The organism is Aminobacter sp. P4_H6_2 (genome assembly GCF_056400805.1).
In genome coordinates this window covers 1-2,673 of sequence record NZ_JBFUKO010000695.1, presented here as the reverse complement: position 1 = coordinate 2,673, position 2,673 = coordinate 1, and the positions used below count along the sequence as shown (strand labels likewise).

Genomic DNA, 2,673 nt, shown 5'->3' with positions numbered 1-2,673 from the left:
CCACCATGGCGGCGAGCCGTGCCGGGCCCGATTTGCACGTTCCCCCGGTGCCGGTCCTATTGGTGTGACGCCCTCGCGGAGACATTCATGGCTCTATCCAAGGACCGAACGATTACCGAAGTCGAACGTGCGTTCAAGCGCTGCAGGGCCTCCCTGGCGATGGTCTTCGCGCTCAGCTTCTTCGTGAACCTCCTGGCCCTGACGGTYCCGCTCTACCTTCTGCACGTCTACGACCACGTCCTGTCGAGCCACAGTCTCGATACGCTCACGATGCTGACCCTGATCGTGATTGTGGCACTTGCTGTGCATGCCACGCTGGAGGCCCTGCGCCGGGCGATGCTCGTCAGGATTGGTATATGGCTCGACGATCGCGTCCGGCCATCGGTACTCATTGCAGCCGTGYAATCGGCCTTGCGCAACGATGCGGCCGCGGCCACCCAAGCCTGGCGCGACGTCAGCGGCTTGCGCTCCTTCTTTGGCGGCACCGCAAGCACCTCCCTGTTTGACCTTCCCTGGACACCAATTTTCATTCTCGCGATGATCCTCGTGCATCCGCTGCTCGGGACGATCGGCCTTGCCGCGTCGCTCATCCTGTTTGGGCTGGCAATGCTGAACGAGATGGTGACACGCAAGCCGTTCGCTCGTGCGAGCGCTGCCTGGGGCGAGAGCCAGCACCGGTTTGAAGCGCTGTTGCGCAATGTCGAGGCGATCAGCGCCATGGGCATGTTGCCGGGGGTCGCCCGCCTCCTGCGCAACGGTCAATCCGAAGCCAAGGAGGCTCAGCTCACCGCCGCAGCGCGCGCCAGCGTCATCCAGTCGCTTGCTCGCTTCGTGCGCCTTTTCGCCCAAGTCATTGTCATGGCATGTGCTGCCTGGCTGGTGATCTTGAACAGCGTCAGTCCCGGAGCAATTTTCGCAGCGTCGATCCTGCTTGGGCGCTCCCTGGCTCCGGTAGAAGGAGCCATCGGAACCTGGAAGGCCGTCACTGGCGTACGCCTGGGCTATGGCCGCCTGCGCAAGATCTTGGCAGGCGCGTCGCAGCCGCGAAAAGCCATGGAATTGCCGCGCCCCAATGGGCAGCTCTCCATCGAACAAGTGACGTTCGTGCCGCCCGGCGCGTCCACACCTGCCTTGAGGCGGGTAACCTTCCTGCTCAGCCCAGGAGAAGTGCTCGGCGTTGTAGGTCCCTCTGGTGCAGGAAAGTCGACACTTGGTCGCCTCATCGCCGGCACCATCGACCCCACTGCCGGGCATGTTCGTCTCGACAATGCCGACATGGCAATCTGGCTGGCCTCCGGGGGGCACCGCTACTTCGGCTATCTCCCACAGGATATCGAACTCTTCGGCGGCACGGTCAGGGAAAACATCGCCCGCCTGCAGGATGCAGCGCCCGATGATGTGATCGCAGCCGCCTCCATGGTGGGGCTGCATGAGACGATCATGCGGCTTCCCTTGGGCTACGAGACAGATATTGGCGAGAGCGGCACGAGGCTGTCGGGTGGGCAGCGTCAGCGGCTCGGCCTGGCGCGTGCATTCTTCGGCCATCCGCGCATCATCGTCCTGGACGAGCCGAACGCCAGTCTCGACGCCGAAGGCGAAGAGGCGTTGCGGGAAGCGATCCAGAACATGAAGGCGCGGGGATCAACGATCATCATCATTGCCCAGCGCCTTCAGATCCTGAGCCTGTCCGACAAGATCCTGGTACTGGACAACGGTATGATCAATGCCTTCGGCAACCGCCGCGACGTCGCCGGGAAGATCAAGAGTGGGCGGACCGCCATACCGGTCAGGCGCCCGCAGATCATCACTGCCCGCAAGAGCGTCAAGCAATTGGGACACAAGGGCTTCCCGCGATCGCCTGAGATGGCGAACGGGCATGCACCGGCTGGGGAAGCCGAAAGGGGTGGGGCATGAAACGCCATAAAAACCACACCAAGAAGGACACCAAAGCCACAAATGCGGCAGGCGACGGCGCGCCCCTCAAGCAGCAGCTCGCAAAGACGCGAGCCGGGCTTTCCAGCATCGCCGCCCGTCTTACTGCATCCACTGCCTTTACGCTGGCAACCGGTCGACGTGGCGGCCGGGCAGCCGCCGCCGCATGGGGTAACGTATCGGCACGCTTCGTCGTCACATCAAAGGAATGGTGCGCAGCCGGACAAAGCCGGGCCACGGCGGGCCTTGTAGCCGTAAAGTCGGCGACACGGAGGTCATTCGAGCGACATTATCCCCTCATCCCAGCTGCTGTTGCCGCTATGGGCGACTTTGCGACCAATTGCGGCGCAGGTTTCGGCAAGTCGCTGCGCTTGACCCGTAGTTCCCTCGAATCGTGGCTTTCGTGGTCATGGGATGGGCTCACTGTCCTCGCTGCAGAGTCTGCCTCGTCCCTGGCCAGCATGACGACAGCACTGTTCCACAGGCTTGCACGTCCGCTCGCAAGGCGCCGAGAAGAACGCCTCATAGACGCCTCGAACCGGGCCAGCATGCATGACCTTGCAGCAGCACCATTGCTGCCTGCGACGCCGTTCTATCGGCTGCGCTACCTCGCCACGAGCGCTTTCGCGATTGTTGGGGTGTTTGTCATTGGCTTCGGCGTCTGGTCGATATATGCGCCGCTCGAAAGTGCCGCCATTGCCGGGGGCGCCATTGAGGCTGAATCGAGCCGCAAGACTATCC

At 62.9% G+C, this 2,673-nt stretch carries 1 protein-coding gene and 1 pseudogene; both read left to right on the top strand.

Going from position 1 to position 2,673, the window contains the following annotated elements:
• Positions 1–87: 87 nt before the first annotated feature.
• Positions 88–1,914 (top strand): type I secretion system permease/ATPase, encoded by a 1,827-nt coding sequence (locus AC1DUU_RS28790; protein ID WP_476786743.1) that lies wholly within the window; start codon positions 88–90, stop codon positions 1,912–1,914.
• A pseudogene (locus tag AC1DUU_RS28785) lies at positions 1,911–2,673 on the top strand (hypothetical protein); the annotation flags it as partial. The gene AC1DUU_RS28790 and the pseudogene AC1DUU_RS28785, both read left to right, overlap by 4 nt.